Annotated in this window: 27 protein-coding genes; 8 read left to right on the forward strand and 19 right to left on the reverse strand. The window is 49.1% G+C overall.

Going from position 1 to position 25,935, the window contains the following annotated elements:
- Positions 1 to 82 precede the first annotated feature (82 nt).
- The 7 genes from potI to nfsA form a co-directional block, all read right to left on the reverse strand.
- Positions 83 to 928 carry a putrescine ABC transporter permease PotI gene (gene potI, locus SPM24T3_RS08315; protein ID WP_009636290.1) on the reverse strand — a complete coding sequence of 282 codons (846 nt, stop codon included), beginning with the start codon at positions 926 to 928 and terminating at the stop codon, positions 83 to 85.
- On the reverse strand, positions 925 to 1,878 hold the full coding sequence (potH, locus tag SPM24T3_RS08320; protein ID WP_009636291.1) for a putrescine ABC transporter permease PotH: 954 nt from the start codon (positions 1,876 to 1,878) through the stop codon (positions 925 to 927). Before potH ends, potI begins: the two co-directional genes overlap by 4 nt.
- Before the next feature lie 15 nt (positions 1,879 to 1,893).
- Positions 1,894 to 3,042 carry a putrescine ABC transporter ATP-binding subunit PotG gene (gene potG / locus SPM24T3_RS08325; RefSeq protein WP_009636292.1) on the reverse strand — a complete coding sequence of 383 codons (1,149 nt, stop codon included), beginning with the start codon at positions 3,040 to 3,042 and terminating at the stop codon, positions 1,894 to 1,896.
- 158 nt (positions 3,043 to 3,200) lie between these two features.
- On the reverse strand, positions 3,201 to 4,307 hold the full coding sequence (gene potF / locus SPM24T3_RS08330) for a spermidine/putrescine ABC transporter substrate-binding protein PotF (protein WP_009636293.1): 1,107 nt from the start codon (positions 4,305 to 4,307) through the stop codon (positions 3,201 to 3,203).
- A 494-nt stretch (positions 4,308 to 4,801) separates the two neighbouring features.
- A complete protein-coding gene (locus SPM24T3_RS08335) occupies positions 4,802 to 5,284 on the reverse strand; it encodes a YbjN domain-containing protein (protein WP_009636294.1) in 483 nt (160 codons plus the stop codon).
- Positions 5,285 to 5,549: 265 nt separating this feature from the next.
- Positions 5,550 to 6,452 (reverse strand): 30S ribosomal protein S6--L-glutamate ligase, encoded by a 903-nt coding sequence (rimK, locus tag SPM24T3_RS08340; protein WP_009636295.1) that lies wholly within the window; start codon positions 6,450 to 6,452, stop codon positions 5,550 to 5,552.
- Positions 6,453 to 6,470: 18 nt separating this feature from the next.
- Positions 6,471 to 7,193: an oxygen-insensitive NADPH nitroreductase gene (nfsA, locus tag SPM24T3_RS08345; protein ID WP_009636296.1), complete on the reverse strand. Its 723-nt coding sequence runs from the start codon at positions 7,191 to 7,193 to the stop codon at positions 6,471 to 6,473.
- 366 nt (positions 7,194 to 7,559) lie between these two features.
- Between nfsA and SPM24T3_RS08350 the strand changes: the two genes are divergently transcribed.
- A complete protein-coding gene (locus SPM24T3_RS08350; RefSeq protein WP_009636297.1) occupies positions 7,560 to 7,826 on the forward strand; it encodes a GrxA family glutaredoxin in 267 nt (88 codons plus the stop codon).
- 73 nt (positions 7,827 to 7,899) lie between these two features.
- Here the strand turns inward: SPM24T3_RS08350 and ybjM are convergent, their stop codons facing one another.
- Entirely contained in the window at positions 7,900 to 8,283 is a 384-nt protein-coding gene (gene ybjM, locus SPM24T3_RS08355) for an inner membrane protein YbjM (RefSeq protein ID WP_009636298.1), read from the reverse strand.
- A 315-nt stretch (positions 8,284 to 8,598) separates the two neighbouring features.
- Here ybjM and SPM24T3_RS08360 point away from each other — a divergent pair, with 315 nt between their 5' ends.
- Positions 8,599 to 10,281: an aspartate:alanine antiporter gene (locus SPM24T3_RS08360; protein WP_009636299.1), complete on the forward strand. Its 1,683-nt coding sequence runs from the start codon at positions 8,599 to 8,601 to the stop codon at positions 10,279 to 10,281.
- A gap of 291 nt (positions 10,282 to 10,572) precedes the next feature.
- On the opposite strand, the gene SPM24T3_RS08365 is transcribed toward SPM24T3_RS08360, so the two are convergent.
- The 7 genes from SPM24T3_RS08365 to SPM24T3_RS08395 all read right to left on the reverse strand — a co-directional run bounded on the left by SPM24T3_RS08365 (position 10,573) and on the right by SPM24T3_RS08395 (position 14,733).
- Complete coding sequence (locus tag SPM24T3_RS08365; RefSeq protein ID WP_009636300.1) at positions 10,573 to 10,827, reverse strand: hypothetical protein; 255 nt, start codon at positions 10,825 to 10,827, stop codon at positions 10,573 to 10,575.
- A gap of 210 nt (positions 10,828 to 11,037) precedes the next feature.
- The gene (locus SPM24T3_RS08370) at positions 11,038 to 11,517 is read right to left on the reverse strand and encodes an OsmC family protein (protein WP_009636301.1); all 480 of its coding nucleotides are present in this window, start codon (positions 11,515 to 11,517) and stop codon (positions 11,038 to 11,040) included.
- A 10-nt stretch (positions 11,518 to 11,527) separates the two neighbouring features.
- The gene (locus SPM24T3_RS08375) at positions 11,528 to 12,175 is read right to left on the reverse strand and encodes a glutathione S-transferase family protein (RefSeq protein ID WP_009636302.1); all 648 of its coding nucleotides are present in this window, start codon (positions 12,173 to 12,175) and stop codon (positions 11,528 to 11,530) included.
- Between the two features lie 152 nt (positions 12,176 to 12,327).
- The gene (locus SPM24T3_RS08380) at positions 12,328 to 12,921 is read right to left on the reverse strand and encodes a TetR/AcrR family transcriptional regulator (protein WP_009636303.1); all 594 of its coding nucleotides are present in this window, start codon (positions 12,919 to 12,921) and stop codon (positions 12,328 to 12,330) included.
- Between the two features lie 180 nt (positions 12,922 to 13,101).
- The gene (locus tag SPM24T3_RS08385; RefSeq protein WP_009636304.1) at positions 13,102 to 13,584 is read right to left on the reverse strand and encodes a DMT family transporter; all 483 of its coding nucleotides are present in this window, start codon (positions 13,582 to 13,584) and stop codon (positions 13,102 to 13,104) included.
- A 9-nt stretch (positions 13,585 to 13,593) separates the two neighbouring features.
- Positions 13,594 to 14,028, reverse strand: coding sequence for a DMT family transporter (locus tag SPM24T3_RS08390; RefSeq protein WP_009636305.1), 435 nt, complete (start codon positions 14,026 to 14,028; stop codon positions 13,594 to 13,596).
- A 174-nt stretch (positions 14,029 to 14,202) separates the two neighbouring features.
- Positions 14,203 to 14,733 (reverse strand): bifunctional 2-polyprenyl-6-hydroxyphenol methylase/3-demethylubiquinol 3-O-methyltransferase UbiG, encoded by a 531-nt coding sequence (locus tag SPM24T3_RS08395; protein WP_009636306.1) that lies wholly within the window; start codon positions 14,731 to 14,733, stop codon positions 14,203 to 14,205.
- Between the two features lie 455 nt (positions 14,734 to 15,188).
- On the opposite strand from SPM24T3_RS08395, the gene SPM24T3_RS08400 reads away from it, so the two are divergent.
- Together SPM24T3_RS08400 and ybjG are read left to right on the forward strand one after the other, a co-directional pair.
- The gene (locus SPM24T3_RS08400; RefSeq protein WP_009636307.1) at positions 15,189 to 15,740 is read left to right on the forward strand and encodes a cysteine hydrolase family protein; all 552 of its coding nucleotides are present in this window, start codon (positions 15,189 to 15,191) and stop codon (positions 15,738 to 15,740) included.
- 372 nt (positions 15,741 to 16,112) lie between these two features.
- Positions 16,113 to 16,718 (forward strand): undecaprenyl-diphosphate phosphatase, encoded by a 606-nt coding sequence (gene ybjG / locus SPM24T3_RS08405; RefSeq protein WP_009636308.1) that lies wholly within the window; start codon positions 16,113 to 16,115, stop codon positions 16,716 to 16,718.
- A 72-nt stretch (positions 16,719 to 16,790) separates the two neighbouring features.
- Here the strand turns inward: ybjG and SPM24T3_RS08410 are convergent, their stop codons facing one another.
- On the reverse strand, positions 16,791 to 18,062 hold the full coding sequence (locus SPM24T3_RS08410; RefSeq protein ID WP_050956149.1) for a serine hydrolase: 1,272 nt from the start codon (positions 18,060 to 18,062) through the stop codon (positions 16,791 to 16,793).
- A gap of 412 nt (positions 18,063 to 18,474) precedes the next feature.
- Between SPM24T3_RS08410 and SPM24T3_RS08415 the strand changes: the two genes are divergently transcribed.
- Complete coding sequence (locus SPM24T3_RS08415) at positions 18,475 to 19,182, forward strand: HAD family phosphatase (RefSeq protein ID WP_009636310.1); 708 nt, start codon at positions 18,475 to 18,477, stop codon at positions 19,180 to 19,182.
- 24 nt (positions 19,183 to 19,206) lie between these two features.
- Here SPM24T3_RS08415 and SPM24T3_RS08420 read toward each other — a convergent pair whose 3' ends face one another.
- The gene (locus SPM24T3_RS08420; protein WP_009636311.1) at positions 19,207 to 20,130 is read right to left on the reverse strand and encodes a LysR family transcriptional regulator; all 924 of its coding nucleotides are present in this window, start codon (positions 20,128 to 20,130) and stop codon (positions 19,207 to 19,209) included.
- Positions 20,131 to 20,294: 164 nt separating this feature from the next.
- On the opposite strand from SPM24T3_RS08420, the gene SPM24T3_RS08425 reads away from it, so the two are divergent.
- Together SPM24T3_RS08425 and SPM24T3_RS08430 are read left to right on the forward strand one after the other, a co-directional pair.
- Complete coding sequence (locus SPM24T3_RS08425) at positions 20,295 to 21,725, forward strand: M20 family metallopeptidase (protein WP_009636312.1); 1,431 nt, start codon at positions 20,295 to 20,297, stop codon at positions 21,723 to 21,725.
- The gene (locus tag SPM24T3_RS08430; protein WP_009636313.1) at positions 21,722 to 23,008 is read left to right on the forward strand and encodes an MFS transporter; all 1,287 of its coding nucleotides are present in this window, start codon (positions 21,722 to 21,724) and stop codon (positions 23,006 to 23,008) included. The genes SPM24T3_RS08425 and SPM24T3_RS08430 overlap by 4 nt, the downstream gene beginning before the upstream one ends.
- Before the next feature lie 42 nt (positions 23,009 to 23,050).
- Here SPM24T3_RS08430 and SPM24T3_RS08435 read toward each other — a convergent pair whose 3' ends face one another.
- Positions 23,051 to 24,211, reverse strand: a complete 1,161-nt coding sequence (locus SPM24T3_RS08435) for a PQQ-dependent sugar dehydrogenase (protein ID WP_009636314.1) — start codon at positions 24,209 to 24,211, stop codon at positions 23,051 to 23,053.
- A gap of 184 nt (positions 24,212 to 24,395) precedes the next feature.
- Positions 24,396 to 24,878 (reverse strand): GNAT family N-acetyltransferase, encoded by a 483-nt coding sequence (locus SPM24T3_RS08440; protein WP_009636315.1) that lies wholly within the window; start codon positions 24,876 to 24,878, stop codon positions 24,396 to 24,398.
- A 96-nt stretch (positions 24,879 to 24,974) separates the two neighbouring features.
- On the opposite strand from SPM24T3_RS08440, the gene SPM24T3_RS08445 reads away from it, so the two are divergent.
- On the forward strand, positions 24,975 to 25,892 hold the full coding sequence (locus SPM24T3_RS08445) for a LysR family transcriptional regulator (RefSeq protein ID WP_009636316.1): 918 nt from the start codon (positions 24,975 to 24,977) through the stop codon (positions 25,890 to 25,892).
- Positions 25,893 to 25,935 lie beyond the last annotated feature (43 nt).

A 25,935-nucleotide genomic window follows, 5' to 3' on the forward strand; every position in this document is an offset into this window, starting at 1 on the left:
CAGTTAAAAAGTTGGCGCGGATTGTAACACCGCGCGCAATCAAAGGCTCATTTATCGCATGGGAAATCTTAAGCGGGAATATTTAATGCCGCGCGGCACGCTGTAAGTCTTTAACCCGCTGCTTTTCGGCGCGATGCATAAACCACCAGGCAATCACGCCGATAATCCCCACCACCAGCAGAATCAGGGTAGCCAGCGCGTTTATTTCCGGATTAGTGCCCAAACGCACGCTGGCGAAAACCAGCATCGGCAAGGTGGTCGAACCCGGCCCGGCAACAAAGCTGGCAATAACCAAATCATCCAGCGACAGGGTGAATGCCAGCAGCCAGCCGGATACCAACGCCGGAGCGATCATCGGGATGGTGATGATAAAAAACACTTTTAGCGGCGTCGCGCCGAGGTCCAGTGCCGCCTCTTCGATTGAACGGTCCAGTTCGCGCAATCGCGCCGAGACCACCACTGCGACGTAGGCACTGCAAAAGGTGACGTGCGCCAGCCAGATGGTGAACATCCCGCGCTCGCTCGGCCAGCCTAACGTGTGGCCCATGGCCACAAACAGCAGTAACAGGGCCAGCCCGGTTATCACATCAGGCATCACCAATGGCGCAGTGAGCATAAATGCAAAGCCGGTAGAGCCTTTGAAACGGCCATAGCGCACCATCACCACGGCCGCCAACGTCCCCACTACCACCGCCATGCTGGCTGCCGCGGTGGCAATGGTCAGGCTCATGCTCACCGCGCCAATCATCGCGGAATCGTGAAACAATGCGCTATACCACTGCGTTGACCAACCCGCCCAGACAGTCACCAGTTTTGAGCTGTTAAAAGAGTAGATCACCAGAATTAGCATCGGGGCATACAGGAAGGCAAAACCCAGCACCAAAATAAGGATTCGCCACGGTGAGCGCACCACGGGTAACGGATTCATGGTTTATCCCCCAGTTCTTTATTCTGATATTTGTGGAACCAAAGGATCGGCATAATCAGCAGCAATAACATCACCACGGCCACCGCCGAAGCCACAGGCCAGTCGCGATTGTTAAAGAACTCCTGCCACAAAATGCGGCCAATCATGATGCTGTCCGGGCCGCCAAGCAGTTCTGGGATCACGTACTCGCCCACCGCCGGAATAAATACCAGCATTGATCCGGCAATGATCCCGCTCTTGGTCAACGGCACAATCACCTTGATAAAGGTTTTAAAGGGTTTCGCACCGAGATCCAGAGAAGCTTCAACCAGCGAGTAATCCAGGCGGGTTAAGGCGGTGTAAATTGGCAGCACCATAAACGGCAAATATGAATAAACGATGCCGATATAAACCGCCAGATTGGTATGCAAGATAACCAGCGGCTGATCGATAACGCCCAGCCACATCAGAAAATTATTCAACACGCCGTTGTCTTTGAGAATCGCCATCCAGGCATAAACGCGGATCAAAAAGGAAGTCCACGAAGGCAAAATCACTAGCAGCAACAGGATGTTACGCGTCGCCGGTGAGCTGTGCGCCACCGCCCACGCCAGCGGATAACCAATCAGCAGACACAGCAGCGTCGAGATAGCGGCCACTTCCAGCGATTGCAGATACGACTCGATATACAGCGCGTCACTGCCGAGTTGAATATAATTGCCAAAATTCAACGCAATATCCAACACGCCATCGGTCCAGGTCATCAGGTCGGTATAAGGCGGAATGGCCCGCGCCATATCGGCAAAACTGATTTTTAGCACAATCAGAAACGGCAAGACGAAGAGCAGAATAAACCACACCAGCGGCAGCATGATCACCAGTTTTCTGCCGTGTGACTGGCGCATTTTTCTCAAAAACAGGTGAATTTTGCCGGGAGGTTTAGCCTCGGGGGTTTGTGTTACCAGGGTCATCGTTATCTCCTCGACTTAAATGGTCAACACCACGCAGCTGTCGGCTTCCCAACACAGGCTGACTTCATCTCCCCACGTCGGCATGCCTTTGCGAAAGCGATGGCCGTTTTGCAATTGAGCGGTGATTAACTGGCCGCTGAGCAGTTTAACGTGGTAAATCGACAGGTCACCCAGGTAGGCAATGTTTACTACCTCTCCCACCGCAAAGTTGCAGCCGTCGGCTGGAACCTCATCACAAAGCATGATTTTTTCAGGGCGCAGCGCCACAAACGCAGGCACGCCGTCGATCACCGAGGCGTCAGAAGAAACTTTTAACGGATGCACCAACCCTGGACTGCGGATCAGCAGTGCATCGTCCTGACGGGATTCAAGCAGTCCTTCAAATACGTTCATCGAACCAATAAACTCGGCGCTAAAACGGCTGTTCGGATGCTCATAAATTTCTTCCGGCTCGCCGATCTGCACAAATTTCCCTCGATTCATAATCGCAATACGACCCGCCATGGTCATCGCCTCTTCCTGATCGTGGGTCACCATGACGCAGGTCGCACCCACGCGCTCGAGGATATCCACCACCTCAAGCTGCATGCGGTCACGGAGCTTTTTATCCAACGCCCCCATCGGTTCGTCAAGCAGCAACAGTTTTGGTCGCTTGGCCAGGCTGCGTGCCAACGCCACGCGCTGACGCTGCCCGCCAGAGAGCTGGTGCGGTTTGCGCCTGGCATACTCTTGCATGTGTACCAGAGTGAGCATTTCAGCGACCCGCGCTTTAATTTCGGCAGAAGGCAGTTTGTCCTGCTTGAGTCCGAAGGCAATATTTTGCTCAACCGTCATGTGCGGAAAGAGCGCATAGGACTGAAACATCATATTGATTGGTCGCTGATAAGGCGGCACCTGCGACAAATCCTGTCCGTCGAGGACGATTTGCCCTTTCGTGGGCTGCTCAAAACCGGCCAGCATGCGCAACAGGGTCGATTTCCCGCATCCTGACGCGCCAAGCAACGCAAATATCTCGCCTTTATAGATGGTTAGATTGACATCATCAACGGCAAGCTGGCCGTCGAATGACTTGGACAAATTGCGAATTTCCAACAGAGGGGAAAAAGCTTTTTGCACTTTTTCACCTTTAAACTGCGGCTGAGGTTGTGGAATTACATCATTCACTCAGAAATATCTCCGTCAGAAGCGGGTTAAAAAAATCAAGAAAAAGCCAGGCGGCCCCGTGAACCCACTGGAGCCGCCTATTCGTGCTGTCGGCTAAAAGATACATTTGCCTTAATGAACATTTTTCTTAATAAACAACAGCGTCTTTAGATTAAGTGTTATTTACCACTTTGTACCTTGGTCCATGAACGGGTGATCAGGCGGTCAATTTTCGGGTCCTGCACTTTCAGGCCGAACAGTTTGGCGCGAACCTCGGCGGAAGGATAAATACCTGGATTATTGCGAATCTCAGGTTTTACCAGCGGAGTCGCGGCCGCATTACCGCTGGCATAAAACACCGCGTTGCTTATCCCCGCCATCACTTCCGGCCTCATCAGATAATTAAGGAACTGGTAGGCTTCATCGGTGTTTTTGGCATCAGCAGGCATTGCAAACACGTCGAAGAAGGCCAAAGCCCCTTCTTTCGGAATGCTATAGGCAATATTGACTCCATTTTTTGCTTCTTTGGCGCGGTTGGATGCCTGGATAACATCGCCCGCCCAGCCTACGGCCACGCAGATATCCCCGTTGGCAAGATCGTTGATGTACTGCGAAGAATGGAAATAACGAATGCTTGGGCGCAGTTTTAACAACAGATCAGTGGCGGCGGTATAATCCTCGGGTTTGGTGCTGTTCGGGTCAAGATGCAGGTAATTCAACACTGTGGCATAAATTTCAGCCGGTGCATCGAGGAAGGAAACGCCGCAGCCCTTGAGTTTGGCGAGGTTATCGGGATTAAGCACCAGATCCCAGCTGTTAACCGGCGCATCTTTACCCAGCGCGGCCTTCACTTTGTCGACGTTATAGCCGATACCGGTAGTCGCCCAGAGATAGGGAATGGCATATTTGTTGCCCGGATCGTGCTGGGCAACCATTTTCAACAGCTCGGGATCGAGATTTTTGTAATTGGGCAGCTTGCTCTTGTCCAGCGGTTTGAACACGCCGGCGGAGATTTGGCGTTCGAGGAAACTGGCCGAAGGAACCACCAGATCAAAACCGGTGCTGCCTGCCATCAGTTTGCCCTCCAGCACCTCGTTGGAGTCAAACACGTCATACACTACTTTGATGCCCGTTTCTTTCTGGAAATTGGCCACCGTGTCAGGTGCAATGTAATCAGACCAGTTATAAATATGCAGTGTTTTATCATCTGCAGATGCAGCAACTGACGCGGCCATAGCCACACCGGCGATAACGCCCGACAACCACTTTTTACGCAGGGTAAACATCCGTTATTACCTCCAACAGGGGATAAAATTAAACTTGCCTCTGGTCACCGCGCTATAAACCCACTTTGTAAGCAAGCAGGTCTAAAGACCAGTAAGTAATTAGATTAGTAAACATATTACTAATCTGGATAAATTTCTTGCCAACCCTGGCATCGGAGGGAACTGCATAAAAATGCATTCTGCAAACTACGCCACCGTTGAAATAACCATTTGGTTTTTCACAACATCCTTTACTCTTTGCAGAAGAGTCAGCATAACTCTGTGCGCTAAATCACACCATAGCTGGGATGAAAAAACACCATTCATCGAATATTTATGCATTTTTGTCTATAGACTGCGCCATTCACGCTCATGCAAAGTGAAATAAATGGCAACAATGACTCATGTTCAGAATAAAATTTTTTGAAAAACAACAAAAACAGCGCAGCCATCGGAATGGCAACGCTGTCTAAAGTCATGCTAGAGGGAACAGCTGCGCAAGGCGCGAGGGAAAATTAGTGCAGTAGCGGGATGTTCAGGCTTACCGGTGGCGCGCTTTCGTCTTCATCGCCAAGAAATAGCAGATCATTGGCGTGCGCTTCAAGAATAATCATCGACATTTGCTCTTCTCCCTGTTGCAGGAAATGGGCAAATTGCTCAACAGTAATGCCGACTGCAACACTTATCGACTGGCAAACAATCAGCTTTGGCAGATTGTCATCCTGAATATCCACAAAAGCTTTAACAGTCAGCGAGCTGGCGTTAATCTGGCTGAGATCGGCAACCAATGGGATAAGCGCGGTGGGTTTCACTTCGGCCAGCGCCGAAAACAAAATCACGCCATCAACCAGATCGACCTTCGCGTCAAATACGCCGTCGAAATTCTGCATGTGCGGCAAGTGAAGAGCCTGACAAGAATCACACTCGAAAAAAGAAATGCCCAGCTGATCCAGCCAGCGTCTTAGCAACGCCAAATCAGGGACGGTGAGTGAATCCATATAATCAGCCTCAGTGAGTCAATAAAGCACGATGACGAATCGTAATAATGTCGGAACTTGAAAATCAGTTTACGCAGGATTTTTACGTAATCGGTCATTTTAAGTGAATGTTCAAGGGCGACAGCTTACGGAAAATTACCTGCCAGCGCCACGATCAATCCTGACATTAACAGTTATTCGCTCAAATTATGGGTACAACTGCCACAAAAAAACCGATCTGCCGAATTATTCGGCACATCGGTACTAAATATGTTGTGCCAGTGAATTACCCGCCAGATTTCAGCCTGAAGCCGGGTTTGGCGCGTTGCTCGATATAATCAATCATCATGCCGGCAATATCCATTCCGGTGGTGGTTTCAATGCCCTCCAATCCCGGGGATGCATTGACCTCCATGACCAGCGGCCCACGATTGGCTCGAAGGATATCCACCCCGGCAACGTCAAGGCCCAGCGTCATGGCTGCCTTGATGGCAATATCTTTTTCTTGCGCGGTGATTTTGACATTACGCGCCGTGCCACCGCGATGCAGATTGGAACGAAATTCGCCAGGTTTGGCCTGACGTTCAATTGCCGCCACCACCTTTTTACCCACGACCAGACAGCGAATATCGCGGCCTTCGGCTTCGCGAATATACTCCTGCACCAGAATATGGGCGTTAAGACCGCGAAAGGCATCGATCACGCTTTCTGCGGCCTGTCGCGTTTCGGCGAGCACCACGCCAATACCCTGCGTTCCTTCAACCAATTTCACCACCAGCGGCGCACCGCCGACCAGGGCAATCAGGTCAGAAGTGTCATCCGGCGAATGGGCAAAGCCGGTGATCGGAAGATCAATACCTTCACGAGCCAAAATCTGCATCGAACGCAGTTTGTCACGCGCCCGGGTGATGGCTACCGATTCGTTAAGCGGAAAACTGCCCAGCATCTCAAACTGCCGCAGAACGGCGGTGCCATAAAAGGTAATGGCTGGCCCAATCCTTGGGATAACCGCCTGATACTTTTCCAGCTGACGGCCGCGATAATGCACACTCGGCGCGGCACAGTTGATGTTCATATAGCAAGAAAGAGGGTCGATCACCTCGATTTCGTGACCGCGCGCCTCCCCGGCTTCCTTGAGGCGTTTACACGAATAAAGGCTTCCATCGCGGGAAAGTACGGCAATTTTCATCAGACACTCCGTTGTCTATTAACGCGTTGCCCAACCTTGTTTATGCAAGGCTTCGAGCATAAACGGACGTTGCTCTTTTTTCAGCGTGCGCATAATCAGGTCACTCCAGTTATCCTTGCGGGCGTTGCTGTCGCGTTGAGAAAAATAGAATTCAAGTTCGGCATCATATTCTGCGAGCTGAGTTTTATCTAACGGCTGATAGCTGTTTTCATGCACCAGCATACTCTGTGGCATACGCGGCTTGAAGGCATTGGTCTGCGCCGGATAGCCAACACAAAAGCCAAACAGCGGCATCACAAATTTTGGCAGATTAAGCAATGCGACAACGTCTTCGATACGGTTGCGGATCCCGCCGATAAATACGCCGCCCAGACCCAATGATTCAGCGGCAGCCATCGCGTTTTGCGCCATCAGTGCGGTGTCAACGCAGCCAAGCAGCAATTGCTCGGCCAGCCCCAACTCAGCTTCACGATTAATTTGCTGATTACGATTAAAATCAGCGCAAAACACCCAGAACTCCGCAGCGGTAGCGACATATTTTTGGCCGCCAGTATACTCAACCAGCTTCTCGCGCAGTGCCGGGTCAGTGATGCGGATAATGGATGAACACTGAAGAAAACTTGACGTGGACGCAGCCTGAGCCGCGCCAATAATTGCCTCTCTTTGCTCATCGCCGAGCGCCTGATCGGTAAAAGAGCGTACCGAGCTGTGGGCTCGAAGGAGGTCAATAGTTGGCGTCATAATGTGGATCCTTGGTTTTGAACGAATGATAAATAATTGAAAATCAACACGGGCAAACGTGCCCTTAAGGCAGCAATGATTCATGTTCGTCAGGCCCATTGCAAGCGCCGCCGCACTAAATGACTGCCCTCTTTTGCTTGAATGACGGGTTTACATTCATTGTCGTATTTTTTCTAAACATAATGGCGCAGATAGGCACAGCACATCAAAGCGACAGGTAATTCCTACTTTTTTTTCTCTGCCGAGACAGGCATAGTAACTTCATGTTGTGAGAGCACTGCGCTAAATTATAAATAATTTCTGCGATTTACATCTCAAATTTGTCAAGTCCTGACTTTCAGGCATTTAAAAATCTAAGGAGTCTCCATGTTTGCAGTAATTTTCGGGCGTCCTGGCTGTCCTTATTGTGTACGTGCAAAAGAGTTGGCGGAAAAACTGACTGAAGAACGTGACGATTTCAATTTCCGTTATGTTGATATTCACGCGGAAGGCATTTCTAAAGCAGATCTGGAAAAGACTGTGGGCAAGCCGGTAGAAACTGTTCCACAGATTTTCCTCGACCAGAAACACATTGGCGGCTGCACCGATTTTGAAGCTTACGCCAAAGAGCATCTGGCGCTGTTTCAGCAATAATCCCATTGCGGGCCAATTGCGGTTCAGAATTAAAAAGCACTCTGAAAAGAGTGCTTTTTTTGTGTTTGCCAAGTCATATCCGCCGCTTTTGCCTGCGCGACTGCTTGCCCCAGACTTGATACAACAGCACAAACATTACGCCCAGCATCGACCAGAATACGGCGCTAATCAGGTAGGCAATCTCTTGCCAGTTGCTGCGAATTTCCAACAGGAAATAATGGCGAATTAATAAACACAAGGGAACGCTAATAATCGCGCCCAACAATAGAGCAATAAAATTCTCACCACGGCTTAATAAACAGGCAATCATTCCAGGCAGCAAATAAAGCAGCATGCATAAATCACTCTGTGGAATAATTCTATTAACAGTTACGACATGACCTTTTAACGAAATAAAAACAATTATAAATAAAATAGCATTTATAGTGCCGTATAAAAGGGGTAAATACCGTTTCATGTCTTCTCTCCATAGTTAATGAACACCTGCACCTTCGGGCCTTGAGTTACAGCAGATAGCAAAAACGTAGACATACAGCCACTGTCCATTTGGCTATACAGTTGTTTTTGTTCTTAAACACTTGCTAACACTGGCTGTAATCCGCAGCAAGGACTAGAATACCGCCCGTCATTTCTGATAAACAGTATCGGATAAACAGTTTCAGCAATTGAGTGCGATCCATTAGCTGCGTGGTTTTCATCAGTAGCATGAATGAATTTATCTCTTGCTGTTATATATTTCAATAAATTGCTGGTAACCAATAAGTAATACTCTGTGAATATAAATGTCGCTAGTTTGTTAAATGGTAACTACATCCTTTTACTTTTTGTGGTACTGGCGCTCGGCCTGTGTCTGGGGAAAGTACGACTAGGATCGGTACAATTAGGTAATTCCATTGGAGTTTTAGTCGTTTCCCTGCTGCTCGGGCAACAGCATTTCAGCATCAATACCGAGGCACTCAATCTCGGCTTTATGCTGTTTATTTTTTGTGTGGGTGTCGAAGCCGGGCCTAACTTTTTTTCAATTTTCTTCCGCGATGGCAAAAATTATCTGATGCTGGCGCTGGTCATGGTGGGTACCGCCATGCTGCTGGCCTTTGGGCTGGGGCGGCTTTTTGGCTGGGATATCGGGCTAACCGCCGGTATGCTGGCAGGCTCGATGACCTCAACACCGGTGCTGGTCGGCGCGGGGGATACGCTGCGTAATACTCTGGGCAGCACCAAGATTCTTGGGCCGGAGCTCGATAACCTCAGCCTGGGTTATGCCCTAACCTATCTTATTGGTCTGGTAAGTCTCATTTTCGGCGCGCGTTATCTGCCGAAACTACAGCATCAGGATCTGTCCACCAGTGCCCAGCAAATTGCCCGCGAGCGCGGCCTCGACACTGACAGTCAGCGTAAAGTTTATTTGCCGGTGATCCGCGCCTACCGCGTAGGTCAAGAGCTGGTTGCCTGGGCCGACGGTAAAAACTTGCGCGAATTGGGGATTTATCGCCAAACTGGCTGTTATATCGAGCGTATTCGCCGTAACGGCATTCTCGCCACGCCAGACGGCGATGCGGTGCTGCAATACGGTGACGAAATCGCGTTGGTGGGATATCCCGATGCTCATTCACGTCTTGATCCGAGCTTCCGAAATGGCAAGGAAGTGTTCGATCGCGATCTTCTCGACATGCGCATAGTCACTGAAGAAGTGGTGGTAAAAAATAATAACACGGTCGGTAAACGGTTAAGCCAAATCAATCTGACTGACTATGGATGCTTCCTCAACCGCGTTATCCGCAGCCAAATCGAAATGCCGATTGACGATAGCATCGTGCTTAACAAAGGTGATGTGTTGCAGATTAGCGGCGACGCGCGACGCGTTAAAAGCCTGGCTGAACGCATCGGCTTTATCTCAATCCACAGCCAGGTGACAGATTTGCTGGCCTTTTGCGCCTTCTTTATTGTCGGGTTGATGATTGGTTTAATCACCTTCCAGTTTAAAACCATCACGTTTGGTATTGGTAACGCGGCAGGATTGCTGTTTGCCGGCATCATGCTCGGCTTCCTGCGAGCCAACCACCCTACTTTCGGCTATATCCCGCAGGGTGCGTTAAATATGGTGAAAGAATTTGGCCTGATGGTGTTTATGGCCGGAGTTGGGCTAAGTGCCGGAGCCGGTATTAATCACGGTCTTGGTGCAGTAGGTGGCCAGATGCTGCTTTCCGGTCTGATAGTCAGCCTGGTGCCGGTTATTATCTGCTTTATCTTTGGTGCTTATGTACTGCGCATGAACCGCGCGTTGCTTTTTGGTGCCATCATGGGAGCACGCACCTGTGCTCCTGCAATGGAAATCATCAGCGACACCGCACGCAGCAATATTCCAGCACTGGGTTACGCGGGGACTTACGCTATCGCTAACGTGTTACTAACCTTAGCAGGGACCTTTATCGTCATCATCTGGCCGGGCAGTTAATGTAACCCATTGACTCGTTTGATAGATTTAGAAAATCAACAAATAATTGTGTTTTTTTTGAACTATCGCGAACTTTCTATCAGAGAAGCAGTCTTAACTATTGCCACTGCTTTTCTTAGAAGTCCCCATATTGGAGAGCCCGTTAACCCCGCCTCTATTAGGTTCAAGGTTACCGGGTTTTTTCTTGCCTGAAATAAAAGAAAGTCATTGAGCAGTAGAATGGTTTATAACGAGCAATAAAAAACCCACATCTCTGTGGGCTGATTAAAAAATGTCGCTCTTTTTTCTCGATTAACGAGGTATCTGCCATTTGTGACCTTCAATCGGCGGATTGTCAGGATCATTTACGTAGCTCGCTTTAAGCTCATCGATGTAACTTAAAAGTCGTGCCTTAACTTCTTCATCTTCCTCGGCATTAACCTTTTTGGTGACGTTGGTCAGAACTTTCCCTGCGGCAATCACACCAAGACGGTTAAGGATTTCTGATAAAAACAAAACTGTTATTTGGTCGCGGCAAGACTGTTCGAAATCTTTAGTGGTAGTCATGTTATATCCCTTTATAAAAGGTTTTAACCTAAAATATTGATTTTTCTGCTGTGTTTAGCGCCTAGACAGGCAGTAAATTTCAAAATCAAAGGATCCCTACATTTGCTCAATCCAGGTCTCCATTTTTTAATGGTAATCATACTTAATTAAAACTTACCAATACTTAGCATACTAAGGTAAAAACATATTCGATTACAAGGGGTTGGCAAACTATCTTAATCCAGCGTAAATCTTGAAAGTTGGCTCGCAGTGCACAGGAAAGTTAAAAGAGTTCGCCACATAGCAAAGTTCATGCGCTTTATGATGCAAATCCGTTGCCAATTCGATATTCGTCTCTGGCTTTACGGTCACTTCCGGCTTCAACACAATGCGAGTAAATCTACCCTTTTCTCCTTCTACCATGGTTCCCTCTGCGTGATCAACATAAGCCTCAACAATAATTCCAGCTTCGGCACACAGGTGCAAATACCACAATTTATGGCATGCTGATGCCGACGCCACCAGCAAATCTTCAGGATTCCAACGCGTTGCATCCCCGAGGAAGGCGGGATCGGACGATCCTTGGATATCGCTTTTTGAATCCGCACTGATCACATAATCTCGTGCATAAGCTTTGTAAGAAGAGGTGCCAGTGCCTTTATTGCCAATCCACTCGATTGAAACCTGATAATGATGTTCACGCGCTTTCATTTTTTAAACCTCAGAAATAAGGGGCAACAATATTTTCGTCATTAAACGCACGTATCACGGCAGGCCGGGAGACAACCAGATTAAGAAGCTTATTTAAACAGGGTCTGACTCGCGCAGGATAGGCCAAGTCGCTGGTCCAGCGAGAAAGCATCAAGAGCATTAAATCGACAGCGCTGCAATGTTTATCCAAAAAATAAGGACCTGTCGCAAAAGATTGGTTTTCTACCAACTGATTTTCAATTAAATCTAGCATGCCGGAGATATTTTCATAGGCACGCATTTTGACCCCAGCCTTGTCACTTTCGCTGTAATGCTGCGGGTTGAAATAAATCATCAGCTCAGCTTGTAGATTACTTGTCAGGAAAAATAACCATTTATAGAAGAGGCCGCGCTCTGTGGTTCCCAATGCAGGAGCGAAGTTTTTTTCTGGGTGTTTATCTGAGAGATAAAGGCAGATTGCAGCAGTTTCAGTGATTTTTACATCCAAATCTATCAATAGCGGGATTTGGCCCATAGGATTTAGCGCCAGATATTGCGCAGTTTTATGTTGATTATTTTTTACATCGATAGGGACTAACTGATAGGGGACATCGAGTTCTTCCAAAAGCATATGCGGGGTCAGGCTAGCTTTACCTCGGCAATAATAGAGCTGATACATTCAGACTATATTCTCCCATGCTTGCGAACTTAGCCAAACAACTCTGTGAACTGCGGTTATTGATTTCAGCATAACCTGCCCTTGCGAGCAAGCTAGAAGCTATTTATAGGACACCTTTGTGCGTTCCGCAAAAGTTCGAAAGTCGGAATGTGCTAACGAGCCCCAATCACTACAACTCGAATAGCGATTGCCATCCGCCGCAGGTAATTTGAGTCGTCCCCTTTAGTGAATAAAGATTTAATACCGGCTGAGGTATCAAGGAGATGCAACGCCAAATCCTGAGCGCTGATCCCATGCTGCTGCCAATGAGTGTCTATGCCAGCCCGAGTAAGCGCATTCGCCAATATTTCCTGCACTTTGGCCTGAAAACGAGTGATCAGATGCCGCTCTTTAGAATGCGCGACAGCCATTAATTCGGCGATATTAGCCGCCGATGAAACAGCGCCTTGCTTTCCACAGAGAACATCAAAAATCTCGGATAAAATATCCTCGATTGCACCGTTTTGATTATCAGCAACATTCTGTATCGCAATCAACAAATCGTGGGTCATAATTTCTAAGGCCGCACGAAAAAGCTGTTCTTTATTACGAAAATAAAGATGAAGCGTCTGCCTTGATACTTTGGCCGCTGTTGCGATGTCCTCCATCGAGCATTTTTTATAGCCAAATTGGTAAAAGACTTTAATGGCTTCGGTGAGAATAGCTTTCGAAAGCGGTTGAAAGTAGGGTTCATTAGCTTGGTACATGAGTTAGTTCTTATTGGCGTAGCCAAGCAGATAAAACGACTGGCGCTCAACGTTAGAGGACCACGAAGCTTTAGAAGGAAAGGTATTTTACTTTACAGTCTCGATTACCTTTGTCAATTTTGTTTATTTTATATTCAAGCCATCAGGGCAGAGCGTTGTACACTGCCCTGATTAACTTGGTTATTCGCGTATTTCGGCGTTTACTTCTGTGTCGGCTGAATTGGATTTATTGCTGGAGTAGATAAAGAATAGCGCAATCCCCAAACAAATTACCGCACCTAAACGCGTCAGCGAGAAGTGAATAGTCTCATTGCCTAACCAGCCAAAATTATCAATCAGCATACTCATCGCCAACTGACCGAAAATTACTGCTACGGTGGCTACCGCCGCACCAATGCGCTGTACCGCCAGCACCATAATGACAATATAAGGCACGCCGCAAAACGCCCCCAATAGCTGCCATTTGGGCACATCCAGCAGGGTCAGATCATGCTTCGGTTCAAAGAAGAAAATTAGCAATGCCGTAACCAAGGCTCCTGTTGAAAAAGTCAAAAAAGCGCTGCCAAAGACGCCAACCTTGCTGCCCAGCTGGCCATTGATTGCTGCCTGAATACTTAAAAATGCACCACCGACCACGGCGAGAAGGATCATTAAAACAGTCATGGATTCACCTTAACCTTTGGCCACAAGAACAAGCGCAGCAACAATAAATACCAACGCGATAATGCGTTTATTATCAATTTTTCGGTGAGCAGTACCAAAAAGCCCATAGTGATCAATTACCAGACTTTTAAACACCTGACCGGCGAGAATACCAATCATGGTCATGGCAATACCGATGGCAGGAACGGCGACTGTCAAAATAACCACATACACCGGGCCGAGAATTCCTCCTATTAGTTGCCAGGCTGGCTGGGCGAAAAACGATGGACTATTGCGTGGACTGAAAAATAGCATCAGCAAAAAGGTCAGTGCTGCCCCAATACCAAAGATGCTGAAAGTCGCCCACAGATCCCCGACTTCACTCCCCAGTGGTCCTAATAATCCGGCTTCAACGGATAACCCCATCCCGCCTGCCACGACGAGTAATATAAATAAAAGCTGCATTAAACAGTCTCCAATAATGTAAGTGGAGAATGATAAAGGAATAGAGGTTAGTGAAAAACAGCATAATATAGGAAACACTTGTGCAGAAATTGAGATAGTAGTGAAATTTGTTGGGGATTTTGATAAGCGATAAATTTTTTCTTAGCCGAGTAAGTCAAACTGACAGCGTTAACTTCAATTTTTGCGCGCCACAATCCTGCGAATAATTTTCCCGGATGACTGACTCACCACTTTCTCATCCATTAGCAGCTGCGCCCCTACCAAACCATTGATTACGATACGTTCGTCAAAAGCAGCATACAGTCTTCCCTGTTCGTCACGGCGATCTTCTTCCTCCGTCACCCGCCAGCTAAGGTATAAAATACCCTGACTTTTTAACAGATTAAGCAGTTTGTGCACTGAAGGCTCAATAAGGTCTATTGGCAGATGCATGATGACTGTTTCACAAAGCACATTTTCAAAACTTTCTTCCACCACGCCGGTTAATTCCGGCAGTGCTGAATAAAAAAGTGTTAATTCAGGATGGTGTCTATGGGCTTCAAGTAATAGTCCTTTGGAAGCATCGACGCCAACTGTCGGATAACCGTTGGCGTTTAGCCAGGCAGCATCACGCCCACTGCCGCACCCAGCGTCAATAGTGGGGCCTTGAGTAAAGAATGTCTTAATGGTCTCATGCAAATCATTGCCGATGGCTGTGATTCCCATTCTTCCGCGTAATCAGCAGTTTGCTTATTGTAAGTGGCAAGCGTTCTGCTATCCATTTGATACTCGCTCTTTTTAAAAGGTACGGGTTTATCTGCACTCTGCGGGATAATTCACACCGCGTTTCTCAATTGCTTCAGTTTGACTCGCTGGCTAAAAAAATACTCCACTGCGCGTCAACTAAACAGTTTTCACCCAAGCAGAATGTTAACGAATTGTTTCATTCAGTGGTTTTCGTTAAGCCAAGGAAGGAATTAATTTATTGACGGCATAATGTCTGGCTGACATATTGATTACATGAATATTTTTAGCGCACTGACTTACACAACCATCACAACGACTACCTTTTACGGTGGGTCGCAGGTTGTTGTGCGCTGGTAAACAACAACCTCAACCCCGCCAACCATGGCAGGGGTTAAGTTAGCTCCTGACATTTGCGGCTCAATCAGGAGAACACCATGCAACCTCACTCTCAAGTAAAAAAAGCCCTGCTAGTTATCGATATGCAGCTGGGCCAATGTTCAGTAGAACCGCTGCCATACCTGCGCGATAATCTGCTGAACAATATCAATCAACTTATTAGCCATTTTCACCAGATTGACCAGCCGGTGTTTTTTATCCGCCATGCGGGTCCAGCCGGATCACCTTTTGCCGCAGGTGAAGCCATTTGGAATGTCATTCCCGAATTGAATATCGACCCGTCACGAGATATTTATATCGATAAGTCGCGCGCCAGCTGTTTTGACGGTACTTCCTTGGCAAATCAGCTCGAGAAAAAAGATGTCCAGGAAGTCGTCATTGTTGGTCTTAAAACTCAATATTGTGTTGATACTGCCTGTCGCTCAGCTCTGGCCTTAGGCTTTAAGCCGATTCTTATCTCTGATGCACACAGCTGCGTTAATACCCAACAACTTGCCGCAGCGGATATCATTGCTCATCACAATGCCTGCCTTAATGGTCCAATCGCACGCGTAATGCCGACTGTGGAATTCTGTCAGCTTTCGATTTAAGAATTAAAATTGAATAATTAAAATGTTAATAAATGGACAAGCTTAAACTTGTCCATGTTTAGCCCTTTGATTTTTCACCAACTGATTGTTTATAATTAAGAATATTCCTGAATATTGGCGATATTAGCAGCAACATTCTACTCCCTTAAGTTTTTCTTAATTTTTATCCTGTATTTTCAAGGGTGTTGGCTAACTATATGAAGGTTAAATAAGGCGCAATTTAAGAGTTTTATACACTTTACTGATGCCCTCGGAAGTCTTAACGTTGAACTGAGTTAATTTTTAACGGTCAGCTTTTTAGTAAGCTTGTAGTTAATCTTTTAGTTAATAATTTCCGGCGCCTATTTTGCCGACAATAAGATGAGGATATATATGGAGCAGCTCAATCACCAGCTGTTTACCTGGATTAATGCGACGCCCAACTCGCCAAAATGGCTGTTGGATATCGCCTTGTTCCTGGCAAAAGATATGATTTTAATCGTGCCCGCGTTAATCGTGGGACTTTACCTGTGGGGGCAACACCACAACATCAACCCCCAACGCACTCTGGTGACCAAAATCGGCATTGCATTAGTGTTTGCCATGGCTTTTGCAAGAGCAATATCGGAGCTATTTCCTCATGCTCGTCCGTTTATGGAAGGCTATGGTTATACCTTTATGCATCATTCGTCCGATAGTTCCTTCCCGAGCGATCACGGCACAGCAATCTTTACCTTTGCCCTCGCCTTCCTGTTCTGGCATCGCGTCTGGTCGGGAACTGTGCTGCTGGTGATCGGTTTGGGTATTGCCTGGTCTCGCGTTTACGTAGGTGTTCACTGGCCGATGGATATGCTCGGCGGCTTCCTGGTTGGCATTCTGGGCTGCCTGTTTTCACAGCTGGTCTGGAACCTGTTCGGTACACAAATCAGCAGCTTGCTGGATAAGTTGTACCGCTTTAGTTTTGCACTGCCGATTCGTAAAGGCTGGGTTCGCGGATAAGCAGGCCTGATAGAAAGTAAAAAGGCGAGGATATGGTCCTCGCCTTTTTTGCATTCTGCGTTTTAATAAACGTTATGAAGCTGACTTACCAAACACGCTGGCAATTAAACCGCTGACTTTCATCATCACAAAGTCCCAAATGCGGCTAATGAAACCGCCCTCGGGAACATCTGCCTTGGCCACCAGCGGACGCTGCTCGATAACTTTGCCATCAAGTGAGAAGTTGATGGTACCTACAACCTGATTCTTGGTGATAGGGGCTTCAAGCTGAGGGCTGTTCAAGGTGAAGCTGGCTTTGAGATTTTTAAGCTGCCCTTTCGGGAAGGTCAATGAGGCATCTTCAGCTACGCCCAGAGGTACCGTTTTCTCTGCGCCAAACCAGGCCCGTTGAGTAGTAAATGCATCCGCGGCTTTGATTGGAGTAATAGTTTCATAGAAACGGAAACCCCAGGTCAGCAATGATTCGCTTTCGCTAAAACGCACGCGATCGCTAGGGGCTCCCATAACAACCGCGATCAAGCGCATGCCGGTTGAATCCACGGCGGAAGAAACCAGATTATAGCCTGCACCCGAGGTGTAACCGGTTTTGATGCCGTCGACGTTTAAGTTCGTGCTCCACAGCAGGCGATTACGGTTAACCTGACGAATGCGGTTAAAGGTGAACTCTTTTTCCTTGTTCATCGCGTATTCTTCAGGCGTATCGTGGATAAGCGCCTTGGATAACAACGCCATGTCTCTCGCCGAGGTGTACTGGCCGTCAGAGTCCAAACCGTGAACCGTTTTAAACTGAGTATTGGTCAGGTTCAACTGCTGTGAATAACGGTTCATCAGGCCGACAAAGGCATCCTGACTGCCGGCAACGTAATCGGCCAGCGCAATGCTGGCATCGTTGCCCGATTGAATCACCACTCCCTGATTCAGTTCGGATACCGGAACCTGATCCCCTGGTTTGAGGAACATCAAAGAAGAGCCGCGCAGCACCGGATTGCCGGTCGCCCAGGCATCTTTACCAATGGTGACCACGTCTGTGGAGTGAATTTTGCCTGATTTAAGCGCCTGCCCTACCACGTAGCTAACCATGATTTTACTCAGGCTGGCGGGGTCCAATCGTGCATCTGGCTGCGACTCGGCAATGATCTTGCCGCTGCCATAATCCATCAGCACCCATGATTTTGCGTTAATTTGAGGGCCAACTGGTGCGGCCGAAGTTGTTGTGGAAGGGGCCGCGATTTCGACAGATTTTGCCGGAGCAGTGTCGGCATGCGCAGCAGGAAACGTCAGCAACAAAGCCGTGCCGCTGAACGTACAAAGAAGGTTCCGTTTGGATAAGAAAGAGATTGTCATAGGTTATTAGCGCTTTTGTCCGGGTAACTGAATTTTGTTTATCTTTCAATCAGGTCATGAACTCTACCGGTATAAAAATTACCGTTTTATTCGCAGATAAGAAACTCCCCCAATGTAAAGTTTCTTTGAATAGTAGTCATAATTGCACTTTTGTCTGCTCCTGAAAGCGTAATTATGCGAATTCGGTCGAAAAATCTCGTCTGCACTACAATGAAGAGCGTTAGCTTAGCGAGAGAGTAGCCCATAAATCTAAATAATTTATCAACATATTAGCGAAATCATATAAATATCAGGGTTGGCAGAATTTCACTCCCTTGAAAATGTCGATAAAAATTTTCTTAATTTGCCTTACCCTTCACAAAATTTTCCGCTAACCTAAAATGACATCGTCCTCTATCGCGGGAAGTGGGTTATGGATTTAGCGCTGTTCGATCTCGATAAAACGCTGATTAGTGATGACAGCGCCAGCCTGTGGCTACATTGGCTGGTTTCTCAGGGCTATACCCCGACGGCCAGTTTGCAGTATCACCAACAGCAAATGCACCCTGTCACCCACTATTCTGATACCCCTCCCGACCCCGACATCATTGCCTCTTATTTAAAACTGACTCTGGCACCGATGAGTGGCTACCACTGCCACACCGTGGCCGGTTGGGTCGAGCGATTTGTGCATCGGGATATCATGCCGCGAATCTATCCTCAAGCCCGTCAGCAGATGGCCTGGCATCGGGAAAGAGGCGATGTGATTGCTCTGGTTTCTGCCTCGGGCGATCATCTGGTGGCTCCCATTGCCAGAAGACTTGGCTTCGAGCAGGTATTTGCCTTGCAGGCCGAGATAAATAGTCATCCACGCTGCTTTACCGGCAAAACCACTGGCGATCTCACTTTTCATGAGGGCAGCGTTCGACGCCTTGAAGCCTGGTTATCTCAGAGCGGAACGCCGGCATTTAAAAAAACCTACGCCTATAGTGACTCGATATTTGACCTACCACTGTTGGAGTTTGTTGATAAACCCACCGTGGTCAATGGCTGTAAGGCGTTGCGTGAACACGCCGAAATCAACGGTTGGCCTGACCTCAGCTGGCTGCGTCACCCCGTGCGGCAGACCGCCACCTCATAGTTCATCGTCACTCAATCTACTGATTTACAAACCAAAATCTCGCTCAAAGGCCGCAGCTTCTCTGGCCAGTAGTTCACAGCTGAAATCGATAAATTGGCTGAGTGCGGCCGAACGATGACGCCCAGCCTGAGTCTGTAGCTGTAAGGTGCGATGGCTAAGTTGCTCAATATTAATGGATTTCATTACCAGCCCGTCAGCGCGAGCATTGAACATCACCGAAAAATGGCTGCATGCCACAATCGCCCCCGGCGTATTGAGCATGAAATCATACAGCGTACTAAAACGATTACAGCTCAGTGCTGGCTCAAGGAAAATGCCATTCATACGACACGAGAGGTCAAACAGCTGCCCGATGGTGCTGCTCGGCTCATTCAACGCCAGCGGATAAGCGCGCAAATCATCTAAGCTAACCTCCTGAATAGCAAGCGGATGATGGCTAAGCATCGCCAGTCTGACCGTCGCCGGATGCGAGGCCAGCACTTCAACACCGCGCTCCGGCGTCAGGCTAAACTGCAAGGCCAGATCACAATCGCCGCTGCGGATCATCTCCGAAACCTGCAACGCCGTGCCGACATTGAGATAAAACATCACCCCAGGATTGATTGCCCTGAAACGCGCAAACATTTGCGGCAACAGGCTATACGCAGGACCGTCTGTACAGGCCATGCGGATCACCGTCCGGCGCACCGCTTTTAGTCCCTGAATTTCTGCAATCGCAAAATCCATGTCCATCATGCTTTTACGTACATGATTTTCAAGAATTTGTCCGGCATCGTTCAGCACCATTCCCCGCGCGTGCCGCTCAAACAGCGTGGCGCCAATCCGGGTTTCGAGTTGTTGTATTTGCCGACTGATAGCAGAAACGGCAACAAACAGCTGTTTGCTGGCGGCGCTCAGCGATCCGGTATTGGCGACCGCCAGGAAATAGCGAATTTCGTTACTGTGCATTTTTGCCCCTGAATCGTGCATGCCCCTATTTTGTGCATGTCAGCGTTATAATTAAAGCAACGCTTTATTGCAATTATTATTATTGTGGCAACGCTGTGTTTTCTATTAGATAGAACGAGTAGTCAAACAACATAAAAATAATTAACACAACCTCGAGACATTTTATGACAGTGGAAAAAGCAGTTAAACAAGCCATGAGCTGGTTCGATAGCGGCGAATTCAAAGCCGTTTTGGCACGACGCGTCGCGCTGGCGACAGAAAGCCAGTCTACCGAACGCGATGAAGCTATCCAGCGTTACTATCAACAAGAAATCAACCCGGCGCTGCTGGCAATGGGCTTTGAACTGCAATTCATTGATAATCCTCATGCAGTTAATCGCCCTTTCCTTATTGCCACCCGTATTGAAGACCCGGCTTTGCCTACGGTGTTGAGTTATGGCCACGGCGACGTGGTATTTGGCGATGACGAAAACTGGAGCGAGGGGCTGGACCCATGGGTGCTGTTTGAAGACGGCGACCGCTGGTATGGCCGTGGCAGCGCCGACAATAAAGGGCAACACAGCGTCAACCTGGCCGCCATTGAGCAGGTTTTTGCGGCTCGCGGCGGCAGTCTGGGTTTCAACTGCAAACTGTTGTATGAGATGGGTGAAGAAATTAGCTCACCAGGATTGGCCGAGATTTGCCAGACCTATCAGCAGGCCCTGAGCGCCGATGTGTTTCTCGCCTCCGATGGCCCACGCCTGAGCGCCGAACGCCCTACGCTATTCCTCGGCTCGCGCGGCGCGGTGAATTTCCGCCTGTCGGTCAATGCCCGCGACAAAGACTATCACTCCGGTAACTGGGGCGGCCTGTTGCCTAATCCGGGCACTTTGTTAGCTAACGCGATCGCCTGTCTGGTCAATCAACAGGGTCAATTACAGGTCGCAGCGCTCAAGCCACCTGCTGTAAGTGCAGCCATTCGCCAGATTCTCAGCGATATTGAGGTTGGCACTACGCCTGGCGATCCGCAAATCGATGTTGACTGGGGCGAGGCCGGTCTCACCCCTGCCGAGCGACTGTTCGCCTGGAACCAGATGGAAGTGCTGTCGTTCCTGACGGGTAACCCTGCACGCCCGATGAATGCTATCCCGGGCAAAGCCACAGCAGTGTGTCAGCTGCGACACGTGGTAGGAACTGACTGGCAAAACCTGCAACAGCACGTGCGCCAACATCTTGATCAGCATGGATTCCACCGTGTTGAGGTCGAGTTTTTGCGCGGTTCTCCGGCTACCCGTTTTGATCCCACCGACCCATTGGTGAGCTGGGCGCTGGAGGTAATGCAACACAGCAGCGGTAAAAAACCGGCGCTGTTGCCTAATCTTGGTGGCTCGCTGCCCAACGAAGTATTTGCCGATATTCTGGGACTGCCAACGCTGTGGGTGCCGCATTCCTATCCTGCCTGCGGTCAGCACGCCGTCGATGAACACATGCTGATTTCCATTGCCCGCGAAGGTCTGCAAATCATGACTCGCCTGTTCTGGGATTTGGGCGAGCGCGGCAACTCGCTGCTTAAAGCTCATCATGAGCACGCGGCTAAAACAGGCGGTGAAGCATGAGCCAGCTCTCCTCTGCAACCACGTCCAGCGGAGCCGCCAGCGCAGTCAAGCCGAGCCTGACCAAAACGCTGTTTGTAACCTGTATCGGCAACGCGCTGGAATGGTTCGATATCGCCGTTTATGGTTTTTTTGCCGCCTACATTGCTCGCGCCTATTTCCCGACGACTGACCAGACCGTTTCACTGCTGCTGGCGTTTGGCAGCTTCGGCGTTTCGTTTCTTATCCGCCCGCTGGGCGCTATCGTACTCGGCGCTTTTGCCGACAGGGCAGGTCGCAAGGCCTCGCTGCTGGCCTCTATCAGCCTGATGATGGTGGGCAGTTTGCTGATTGTTATCACGCCCTCCTACGCCACCATCGGTCTGGCCGCTCCACTGCTTATTTTGCTGGCACGCCTGATTCAGGGCTTCTCGGCGGGCGGTGAGTTCGGCAGCTCCACCGCGTTTTTGGTGGAACATTTCCCGGAGCGCAAAGCCTATATTGCCAGCTGGCAGTTTGCCACCCAAGGTGCCAGTACCCTGCTAGCCTCGGCGTTTGGCCTCGGGCTGTCGCAGTGGCTGTCAGAGTCACAGATTCAGGATTGGGGATGGCGCATTCCTTTCGCCTTCGGCCTGTTGATTGGTCCGGTGGGTTTGTATATTCGTCGCAACATTGAAGAAGCCGAGAGCTTTGTCAAAGCAGACAAAACGGCCAAGCCGTTAAATACTCTGTTTGGCCAGCAAAAAACGCTGCTGTGCATGGCAATTGGCCTGATGGTGGTCTCCACAGCGGTCAATTATATGCTGAACTATGTTCCGACTTACGCCACTAAAACGCTGCATTTTTCAGGTCAAGTGGCTTTCACCGCCACGCTGCTGGCTGGGGTCATCCTCACCGTCGCAACGCCGCTGATGGGGCTGTGGGCTGAAAAAGTGGGTCGATTGCCGCTGATGTGGGGAGCGCTCATCCTGCTGCTGGTGACCATTTATCCGGGTTTTTGGCTGATGATTCACTACAACACCGCCTTCGCACTGGTGGCTTTGGTGTGCTGGATGGCATTACTGAAGTCGGTATATTTCTCGGCGGTACCCTCGATGATGGCGGACCTGTTCCCGGTTACCACCCGCGCCAGCGGCATGGCGATCGGTTATAACATCGCAGTAACGGTGTTTGGCGGCTTCGCGCCGTTTGTCTGTACCCTGCTGATTACCGCTACCGGCAGTAAGCTGGCACCGAGCTATTACCTGATGATGGTAGCTTTGCTTAGTCTGTGGGCGCTTATCAAGTCACAGCAATCCCGCCGTTAATATCACGCCCTCGCCGATGACAACCGGCGAGGGGTTTTATGCTTACTTCGGCGATATCTTTAACAGCTTGCCGTTGCTTTCATCAGTCAATACATACAGATAGCCATCCGGCCCAACCTGTACCTCACGGATACGCAGCCCCAAACCTTCGAGCATCCTGTTCTCTCCCATGACTTTTTTGTCTTTCACATCCAGCTGGATAAGCGTGGTTTCTTTCAATGCGCCAACAAACAGCGAGTTCTGCCACTGTGGGAATTTGCTGCTGTTATAGAAGGCCATGCCGCTGACCGCAGGCGAGATACGCCAGTAGTAAACAGGATCTTCCATGCCTGGCAAATGTGAGCCTTTGGCTTCCGGGATTGGCATGCCGGAATAGTCGATGCCGAAAGTTGCGACCGGCCAGCCGTAGTTTTTGCCCGCTGCCAGGATATTAACCTCATCACCCCCACGCGGACCGTGCTCGGTTTCCCACAGATCTTTGGTCCAGGGATTGTAGGCTAAAGCCTGTGGATTTCGGTTGCCGTAAGTAAAGATCTCGGGGCGCGCGCCCTTTAATTTCACGAAAGGATTATCGGCAGGAATGCCGCCCTCTGGCGTCAGGCGAATCACCTTGCCGCGCAGCGAGTCGAGCTGCTGCGCTTGAATGCGCTGATTATTATCGCCGAGTGACATTAGAATATTGCCATTCGGATCAAACACTAACCGCCCGCCGAGGTTGACACCGCTTTCCAGCGCCGGTTGTTCAACGAAAATCGTTTTAAAATTTTCAAGATGCAGCCCGTCAGCGGAAAGCGTGCCATAACCTAGTTCGGCGTGCGGCTCTCCCTTGTCATCCTTGGCTGCAAAGCTTAAATAAACGCGCCGACTTTTCGCAAAATCCGGTGCCAGCCGCACATCCCACAACCCGGCCTGCGCTTCTAACCACACTGCGGGTACGCCGGTAATCGCCGCAGACAACGGTTTGCCCGGCTGCCAAAGGCGCAGATTACCGCTGCGCTCGGTGATTAGCGCGCCCTGATTATCAGGCAGAAAGGCCAGCGACCACGGATGATTGAGCCCGGTTAGCTCAGTATGAACATTTACTGCAACTTTTGGCACTGGCTTACTGGCAGGCTGAGCAATAGCCAGCGTGGGTATTGCCAGCGCGCCCGCCAGCAGCAGGAGTTGCCAGGGACTTTTGGATTGCTTGAGCGATGACGGCATAAGTGGAGGTCCTTTTCTGTCCAATAAAGTCTCATTTTAGACCAGTACTTTCCGCTAAATGTATAGGTTCTGTAAAGGTGCCAATCCCTAACTGCCTGAAAATTGAAGGCTCGCGAATAGATTGCGGACGTTTTTAGTCTGCCCGCTCATCTTCACGATACGTGGGCTTTTATATTAGAGCCCCTTAGCGTCCGGCAAAAGAGACTAAAGCTTCACCGTCAAGGCGGTAGCGCACCCACTCATCCATTGGCTTGGCCCCTATGCCGAGATAAAAATCAATCGCCGGTTTATTCCAGTCGAGCACGCTCCACTCGAGGCGAGCACAGCGGCGTTCAACCGCCAGTTGTGCAATTTTCTGTATCATCGCCTTGCCCGCCCCCAGCCCACGAGAATCCGGCGAGACGTACAAGTCTTCCAAATAGATACCGTTGCGGCCCATCCAGGTGGAATAGCTGGTAAAGAACACCGCGTAACCCACTGCTTTACCTGCGACTTCACAAATCAGCGCTTCCGTCACACTGCCTTCGCCAAACAGCGTTTCGAGGATCTCCCGAGGGTTGGTTTTAACTTCTACCAACGCTTTTTCATATACGGCAAGTTCAACAATCATGTCGAAGATGGCCTGTGCATCATCGGCCACGGCGGAGCGGATTTTAAAACTCGTCATTGTTTCTGTCCCTGTTTCTGTTTACTTGAATGCCAATAGCATAAACTCTGTTCACTGTTGAAATAAGTGCAATATCATCAATGGAAGTTGAATATTATGCATTCTACCCTGCGCCGACTCGATCTTAATTTGCTGCTGGCATTCGATGCTGTTTACCGCCATCAGTCCGTTACTCTTGCCGCGGATGAATTGGCGATGAGCACCTCGGCGCTGTGCCACGCCCTGACCCGCTTACGAGGCGCGTTAAACGATCCGCTATTTTTCCGTGAGGGGAATCAAATGCGGCCCAGTGTTTATGCCAGTCAACTTGCACAACCCGTGGCAGAATCACTGCGGCAGCTAAACGATCACCTGAAACCTAAACCTCTGTTTGACCCCCTGCAGAGCAAAGTTTGCTTTAAGGTGGCCATTACCGATTACACAGCATTCTGTATTTTCCCGATTCTGATGGCGCATTTGCAGCACAGCGCGCCCGGCGTACAGTTTGAATTACAATATTCAGCACAAAAACTGGCCATCAATGAATTACTCGCCGGTCATCTTGATTTTGCTCTTGGGTTCAGCGATCCCGACGAGAAAGGGCCTGATGAAATTCATGAAATTAGCTGGCTGGAAGACAACTATATTGCCTTGAGTGGCAAAAATACTGAAACACTGTCAATGCAGGACTATCTCGCCGCACGGCATTTAGTGGTCACGCCCTGGAATGAAACTATGGGGGTCATTGACTATCAACTGCAGAAAATGGGGCTTGCGCGGCACATCGCCATGAAAACTCCGTCTATGCTCAGTGCTCCGTTTATCATTGCACAAAGCGATTTATTGATGACTATTCCCCGTTTCGCAGCACAAAAGTTTACTGACTTGCTTGAGGTAAGAATTCATCCGATTCCTTTTTATGTGCCGACATACCGGGTAAAAATATACAGTCATCGTTTTAGCGGTAAGCGTGAAGCCAATCAGTGGCTACAAAATGTTTTGACGCTGCTCTCTCCCTCGTTGACCCGGCCGTGATAAATTTTTAGAAACTCTCAATGTGATGCAGATCACACTAGCG

The sequence above is a fragment of the Serratia sp. M24T3 genome (assembly GCF_000257645.1).
Lineage (GTDB): Bacteria > Pseudomonadota > Gammaproteobacteria > Enterobacterales > Enterobacteriaceae > Rouxiella.